This window comes from Rhodococcus sp. (in: high G+C Gram-positive bacteria), assembly GCF_049286785.1.
GTDB lineage: Bacteria > Actinomycetota > Actinomycetes > Mycobacteriales > Mycobacteriaceae > Rhodococcus_F.
The window spans coordinates 1-7,532 of record NZ_JBAQEO010000504.1; the positions used below are offsets into that span (position 1 = coordinate 1).

Sequence of the window (7,532 nt, forward strand, 5' to 3'; positions counted from 1 at the left end):
AAGTCGGGAACCGTACGCATGATCGACGCCTACCACCGCCTCGAGAAGCTCCGCGAATACTCCTCCGTCGACTTCGACGGCGAAGACGGCGGCGCGTTCCCGTCCTTCTAGGTTCGCTCGGCTGCCCGTGCGCCTTCCGGAACGCGCGATACCGGAAGACTCACGGGCACGAACCGCCCATAAGTGGCATGTTTGACGCATGACCGAGAGCAACGAGCAGCAGTACCGGATCGAACACGACACCATGGGCGAGGTGCGGGTGCCCGTGGACGCGCTGTGGGGTGCGCAAACTCAGCGCGCCGTCGAGAACTTCCCGATCAGCGGCCGCGGTCTCGAACGTGCACAGATTCGCGCGATGGGCCTTCTGAAAGCGGCGTGCGCGCAGGTCAACAAAGACCTTGGTCTTCTGGACGCGGAGAAAGCCGACGCCATCATCGCCGCAGCCGGCGAGATCGCCGGCGGCAGACACGACGACCAGTTCCCCATCGATGTCTTCCAGACCGGTTCCGGGACCAGTTCCAACATGAACGCGAACGAAGTGATCGCGTCCATCGCGGCAGCCGCGGGCGTGGTGGTGCATCCCAACGACGACGTCAACATGTCCCAGTCCTCGAACGACACCTTCCCCACCGCCACCCATCTCGCCGCCACCGAGGCCGCGGTGAAGGAACTGATTCCCGCTCTCGACCATCTGCGTCTGGCACTCGTCGACAAGTCCGACGAGTGGAGGACCGTGGTGAAGTCGGGCCGAACCCACCTCATGGACGCCGTCCCGGTGACGCTCGGACAGGAGTTCGGCGGCTACGCCCGGCAGATCGAGGCCGGGGTCGAAAGGATTATGGCCGCCCTTCCCCGACTGGGCGAGCTGCCGATCGGCGGTACCGCAGTCGGAACCGGCCTCAACGCACCCGACGGATTCGGTCCCAGAGTTGTTGCCGAGCTGGTCAAGTCGACCGGCATCGACGCCCTGACCCCTGCCAGGAACAGCTTCGAAGCACAGGCAGCGCGTGACGGCCTGGTCGAGGCCTCGGGAATGCTGCGCACCGTCGCGGTGTCCCTGACCAAGATCGCCAACGACATCCGCTGGATGGGCTCGGGGCCGCTGACCGGTCTCGGCGAGATCCAGTTGCCGGACCTGCAGCCCGGCAGTTCGATCATGCCCGGGAAGGTCAATCCGGTACTGCCGGAGGCGGTCACGCAGGTGGCCGCGCAGGTCGTCGGCAACGATGCAGCCGTCGCGTGGGGTGGCGCGGGCGGCGCCTTCGAGCTGAACGTGTACATCCCGATGATGGCCCGCAACATCCTCGAGTCGGTCACGCTGCTGGCGAACGTCTCACGACTCTTCGCCGACCGGTGCATCAAGGGTCTGGTCGCCAACGCCGAGCACCTCAGGACGCTTGCCGAGTCGTCACCGTCCATCGTCACCCCGCTGAACTCGGCGATCGGGTACGAGGAAGCGGCGGCAGTGGCCAAGCAAGCCCTCGCGCACAGGAAGACGATCCGCGAGACCGTCATCGACCGCGGGTTGATCGGCGACAAGCTCAGCGAGGAAGAACTCGACAAGCGCCTCGACGTCCTCGCCATGGCAAAGGTGAAGAAGTAGATCCCGGCGCAGGTGGCCCGCACCCGGCCGGAGTGCGGGCCACCTGCAATGGGTTCAGAGCAGAGCTGACAGCTCGTCGCGGGCCTTCTCGCCCTCCGGACCGAAGTCGGTGCGCCCGGAAATGTTCCAGGCTTCGAGAAGTGGCCCGAATACCTTCGCCGCCTGGTCCGCGGGATCGTAGATACCGGCCTCCGCGAGCACCGCGGTGCTGTTCGTCCCGCCGGGCAACATGACGCTGGGCACCGCGAAGGAAGCGATGCGCGACGCGACGGCACGCACCACTTGGTCGGGTGACAACTCGAACGCGGCCTCGACGAGGTTGCGGTAGAACACCGACTGCAGTTCGTCGTCCGCGGCCAGCCGCTCCGCGATGGCAGCCACGATCGGATCCTCGCCGAGTGCGGCGGTGTTGTGGTGGCGGACTGCAGCGGCCTTCTCCTCGAACGCGGAGTTGGCCAGCATCTCGAGCAGGTGCATGGACGGCATGGCATAGCCGCGCACCATCTCGTCCATCCGTGCGCGCTCGAGCGCGACGGGATCGACGGCCCGGGTGACCATGAGGTACTCCCGCAGGACGATGGAGTGCCTGTTCTCCTCGGCCGTCCAGCGGCCGACCCAGCGCCACCACGGCCCGACCTGGGCGAGGTGCTGGGCGATCTCGCGATGATAGGCGGGCACGTTGTCGGCCACGAGCACCCCGACGGTGAGGGCCAGCGTTTCGACCTTGCTCAGAGTTGATTGGTCCGCCGACCAGTCCGTTCCACCCATGAACGCGAAATTCTTTCCCTGGTCCCACGGCACGAGGTCGTGCGGCTGCCAGGCGTCGGCCTCGGCGATGTGCCGCGCGAGATTCGTCTCCACGACCGGGGCGAGCTCGCTCAGCAACTGAGAGTCGTTCTTTTCCATCGACATCCCGACACCGTAGCGCCCGCAGGTGACCAACCCGTGCCCGGAACCCGGCAGGAGTCAAAACCTCCTGGTCATTGTCGTGTACCGCTACGCTGAGAACCCGACCGCGGCTGCCGGCACGAGCAGAGGATTTCGAATGCACAGACGTTGGAACCCGAGTGTCCTGCTCGCAGCTCTGGCGCTGAGCGTATCGCTCGTTGCGGGATGCACTTCGGACTCCGATTCCGACAGCTCGGCCACCTCGTCGGCCGGGTCTTCGGCACCTGCGAACCCGGCCACCGTGTCCGGCGTCGACATTCCTGACGGACGGATCGACGACGCGGTAGGCCGCCTCGACGAACTGGCCGAGGAGCTGATGCAGAGTTCCGGGGTCCCGGGCATGGCGGTCGCCGTCGTACACGGTGATGAAACCGTCTACGCCAAGGGATTCGGCGTACGCAAGGTCGGATCCGACGAGAAGGTGGACGCCGACACCGTATTCCAGCTGGCGTCGATGTCGAAGCCGGTGGGTTCCACGGTCGTCGCCCACCAGGTCGGCACCGGAGTGATCGGCTGGGACACCCCGGTGGCGTCCGCACTTCCGGGCTTCGCCCTCGCCGACCCCTGGGTCACCGAACATGTCACCGTCGGCGACCTGTACTCCCACCGATCCGGGCTGCCCGACCACGCGGGCGACCGCCTCGAGGATCTGGGCTACACCCAGCAGCAGGTGCTCGAGAAACTTCGCCTCGAACCGCTCGCACCGTTCCGGATCACCTACGAGTACACGAACTTCGGCCTCACGGCTGGGGCCGAGGCCGTCGCCGCGGCCTCGGGAACAGACTGGGCGACGCTGTCCGAGCAGGCGCTGTACCAACCGCTCGGCATGGAATCGACCAGCTCGCGGTTCGCCGATTACGAGGCGAGCGCCAATCGCAGTACCGGGCACATGCTCGTCGACGGCCAATACGTGGCGCAGGCGGTGCGCAACCCCGACGCACAGTCCCCCGCGGGCGGGGTGAGTTCCTCTGTCAACGACCTGAGCAAGTGGCTGACCATGCTCCTCGCCGACGGAACGTACCAGGGCAAGGCCATCGTCGACGCCGAGGCTCTTCGTCCTGCCCTGACCCCGCAGGTGGTGTCGAGCCCCCCGAGTTCACCGGATGCCCGGGCCGGCTCCTACGGCTACGGATTCAACATCTCGACCACCGCGGCCGGACGGGTCTCGATCAGCCACTCGGGGGCCTTCATCCTCGGCGCGGCCACCACTTTTCTCGCCATCCCCTCGGCCGATGTGGCCATCGTCGCCCTCACCAACGGCACCCCCACCGGTATGCCCGAGACACTGACCGCCGAATTCGCCGATCTCGTCCAGTTCGGCGAGATCCGTGAGGACTGGAAAGCGCTCTACGCCCGGGTCTTCGCACCGATGATGGCACCCGAAGGCACTCTTGCCGGCAAGGGTGCACCCCCCGACCCCGCACCCGCACAGCCGCTTCCGTCGTATGTCGGCACGTACAACAACGCATTCTGGGGGCCCGCGGTGGTCGCCGACAACGGCGGTGAACTGACGGTTCAGCTCGGCCCCGCAGGCCAGAGCTCCCCTCTGAAGCACTGGGACGGAGACACCTTCACGTTCACCCTCAGCGGCGAGAACGCGCCGCCCGGAACGGTTTCCCAGGCCACCTTCGCCGGCAACGATCTCACGCTCGAGTACTACGACGAAAACGGTCAGGGAACATTCGTTCGCTGAACCACTACGCTGAATCGCTACAACAAGTGGGAGATGATCATGGAAACGAACACGAGCACGCCCGCACCGGCCCTGACGTCGAATGTCGAGGTGGTGCAGGAGTTCCTCGCAGCCCTCGCCGCAGGCGACGCGGACCGGGCCCAGCAGTACCTGCACCAGGACATCGTGTGGCACAACGTGTCTCTGCCGAAGATCCGTGGAGTTCCCGCAGTCGTGAAGATCCTGCGGGGGTTGAGCCGTCCCGACGTCGGGTTCGACGTCCGGATCCATCACATCGCCGGGGACGGATCGGCCGTACTCACCGAACGTACCGACATCCTGATCTGGAAACGGCTCCGTATCGAATTCTGGGTCTGCGGCACCTTCGAGATGAAGGACGGGAAGATCGCCGTCTGGCGCGACTATTTCAGCAACCGTGACGTCCTCTGGGGAACGATCAAGGGTCTCGCTCGCGCATTCTGACCCCACCACTTCCGCCCAATGTCACATCGGTGCACTTGAACTGCACCGGTGTGACATTGGGCGAGTCGTGGGGCAGACAGCAACTAGGGGGTGGGCCCGAATTCCTCGAGCATCTCCGTGACGAGGGCCGCGATCGGCGAGCGCTCACTGCGTGTCAGGGTGACGTGAGCGAACAGCGGATGCCCCTTGAGCTTCTCGATGACCGCCGCGACACCGTCGTGCCGGCCGACACGCAGGTTGTCCCGCTGGGCCACGTCATGTGTCAGCACCACCCGGGAGCCGGAGCCCAGGCGGGAGAGCACCGTCAGCAGGACGTTACGTTCCAGTGACTGCGCCTCGTCCACGATCACGAACGAATCGTGTAGCGACCGTCCACGAATATGCGTGAGAGGCAACACTTCCAGCATCCCCCGGCTGATCACTTCCTCCATCACCTCGGTGCTGGCAAGGCCGTCCAGGGTATCGAAGACCGCCTGGGCCCACGGACCCATCTTCTCGCTCTCGCTGCCCGGCAGGTAACCGAGTTCCTGACCGCCCACCGCGTACAGCGGACGGAAAACGACCACCTTCCGCTGGGTGCGACGCTCGAGCACGGCTTCCAGACCGGCGGTCAGCGCCAGCGCCGACTTTCCGGTTCCCGCCTTTCCGCCGAGCGACACGATGCCCACACTGTCGTCCAGGAGCAGGTCGAGGGCGATGCGCTGTTCGGCGGAACGGCCGTGCAGCCCGAACGCCTCCCGTTCCCCCCGCACCAGCTGTACCCGTTTGTCCGCATTCACCCTGCCGAGTGCGCTCGACGAGCCGCCGAGGAGACGAATACCCGTATGGCATGGAAGTTCCCGGGCCTCTTCGAGGTCGATGGCACCTTCCGCGAACAGTTCGTCGATCGAGGACGACGCCACATCGAGTTCCGTCATACCCGTCCAGCCGGACGGCACGACGTCCTGCGCGTGGTACTCGTCCGCGGGCAAGCCGACCGCGCCGGCCTTCACCCGGAGCGGGATGTCCTTGCTGACGAGCACCACATCCGCACCCTCGGCCTCGAGATTGAGGGCGCAGGCGAGGATTCTGGAATCGTTGCTGTCCGTGCGGAACCCGACCGGAAGAACCGATGGGTCGGTATGGTTCAGCTCGACCTGCAGCGTGCCGCCCTCCGTGCCGATCGGCACCGGTTGGTCGAGGCGACCGTACTCGAGGCGGAGATCGTCGAGCATGCGCAGAGATTCTCTCGCGAACCAACCCAACTCGTGGTGATGGCGTTTGCCCTCGAGTTCACTGATCACGACGAGGGGAAGCACCACGCGGTGCTCGGCGAACCTGATGACCGCCCAGGGGTCGGACAGCAGTACGGACGTATCCAATACAAATGTACGAACCGCGGAATCCGAGGATGTGCCGGTAGCGGCCGAATGTCCGGCACGGGCTGAGACGGAGCGTGAAGCAGTCACGTGAGGCTCCTAGGTCTGCGCGGCACCCGCACAGACTCGGTTCGCTGGACCGGTCCGTCCCTAGTGCGTCGATTCGCACGAGGGCCGGGCGCCGGCCCCCTCGAAACTGAGTGTTCCAGTCACGATCAGGACCTCCCGTACAAGCAGCTTCCCCGCTGCCTGTTATGCCCGACGGTACTGCCAAATGTCCGTGGAGGCCGCCCCAGCACTGGGCGTGTCGGTGAACATCGCGTTACGCAGGGATTTGCGCCTCTGCGCGAGAGATCCTTTTTGCGACGTCCGATCGGTCTCACGTCGCTAGCATCGCACTATGCGACGGCCAGGTCCGGCGATGAGCGCCCCCACTCCGCAGACCAAGGAGCAGCAGGATCGTCTGCTCTTCCGGTTCATGCTGCTCTCCGTCGCGGCGGCGGTGGTGACCATCGCCCTGAAGGTCGGCGCCGCCATGGTTACCGGATCGGTCGGTTTTCTTTCCGATGCCCTCGAGTCCGGTGTCAATCTCGTCGCTGCAGTCGTCGCGCTGATCGCTCTGCGCGTGGCCGCCCGGCCTCCGGACGCCAGCCATCAGTTCGGGCACGGTAAGGCCGAGTACGTCTCGGCTCTGGTCGAAGGTGCGATGATCTTCGTCGCCGCCACCGCCATCATCTGGACTTCCGTCGAACGCCTCATCAGTCCCAATCCCCTGACCCGGCCCGGGCTGGGGCTGGCCCTGTCGACCGTCGCGTCGCTGGTGAACCTCACTGTCGGCATCACCCTGCAACGTGTAGGCAGGCGACACCGCTCGGCCACGCTGATCGCCGACGGCAAGCACCTGATGACCGATGTGTGGACCTCCTTCGGTGTCATCGTCGGCATCGCCCTCGTCGCCCTGACCGGGTGGGCACCGCTGGACCCCCTCGTCGCCCTGGCTGTCGGTGTGAACATTCTGTGGACCGGATACCGCCTGCTGCGCGGCTCGGTCAGCAGTCTGCTCAGTGCGGCCCTCCCGGACAGCGACCAGGCCGAGGTCAGGGCCATCCTCGATCGCTACCGCGTCGAGAATCCCGTGGAGTTCGCACCGCTGCGCACCGTCGAATCCGGTCGCCAACGCTTGGTGTTCGTCGTCGCCACCGTTCCCGGAGAATGGAGCGTGCAGTCCGCCCACAACCTGGCGGACCGCATCGAGGCAGACATCGATTCGGTGCTGCCGCACACTCAGACCTTCATCCACGTCGAACCCACGGGCACTCCGCTGCGGTAACGGTTCACCGACCCGGAAAGAAAGGCAGGAACCATGACCGATCCGGTCAGCGAGTCACCGGACATCCGCGAGCAGCGGGCAGGAACGAGCGCCCTCGAACTCGTCCAACGCGTAGTCGACCTGCGGGCTGAACTGGAG

Annotated in this window: 6 protein-coding genes and 1 pseudogene; 5 read left to right on the forward strand and 2 right to left on the reverse strand. The window is 65.8% G+C overall.

Annotated features, from left to right (window positions below; all coding sequences use genetic code 11):
- Positions 1–111 (forward strand): annotated as a pseudogene (locus WAW17_RS18225) (fructose-bisphosphatase class II); the annotation flags it as partial.
- An 88-nt stretch (positions 112–199) separates the two neighbouring features.
- On the forward strand, positions 200–1,603 hold the full coding sequence (locus WAW17_RS18230) for a class II fumarate hydratase (RefSeq protein WP_422334339.1): 1,404 nt from the start codon (positions 200–202) through the stop codon (positions 1,601–1,603).
- Between the two features lie 54 nt (positions 1,604–1,657).
- On the opposite strand, the gene WAW17_RS18235 is transcribed toward WAW17_RS18230, so the two are convergent.
- The gene (locus tag WAW17_RS18235; RefSeq protein WP_422334340.1) at positions 1,658–2,515 is read right to left on the reverse strand and encodes an acyl-ACP desaturase; all 858 of its coding nucleotides are present in this window, start codon (positions 2,513–2,515) and stop codon (positions 1,658–1,660) included.
- Between the two features lie 133 nt (positions 2,516–2,648).
- Here WAW17_RS18235 and WAW17_RS18240 point away from each other — a divergent pair, with 133 nt between their 5' ends.
- Together WAW17_RS18240 and WAW17_RS18245 are read left to right on the forward strand one after the other, a co-directional pair.
- A complete protein-coding gene (locus WAW17_RS18240) occupies positions 2,649–4,244 on the forward strand; it encodes a serine hydrolase (protein WP_422334341.1) in 1,596 nt (531 codons plus the stop codon).
- A gap of 39 nt (positions 4,245–4,283) precedes the next feature.
- Positions 4,284–4,706 (forward strand): limonene-1,2-epoxide hydrolase family protein, encoded by a 423-nt coding sequence (locus WAW17_RS18245; protein WP_422334342.1) that lies wholly within the window; start codon positions 4,284–4,286, stop codon positions 4,704–4,706.
- Positions 4,707–4,789: 83 nt separating this feature from the next.
- Here the strand turns inward: WAW17_RS18245 and WAW17_RS18250 are convergent, their stop codons facing one another.
- A complete protein-coding gene (locus WAW17_RS18250; protein WP_422334343.1) occupies positions 4,790–6,154 on the reverse strand; it encodes a PhoH family protein in 1,365 nt (454 codons plus the stop codon).
- A 331-nt stretch (positions 6,155–6,485) separates the two neighbouring features.
- On the opposite strand from WAW17_RS18250, the gene WAW17_RS18255 reads away from it, so the two are divergent.
- Entirely contained in the window at positions 6,486–7,394 is a 909-nt protein-coding gene (locus WAW17_RS18255) for a cation diffusion facilitator family transporter (protein ID WP_422334344.1), read from the forward strand.
- The last annotated feature ends 138 nt before the right edge of the window (positions 7,395–7,532 follow it).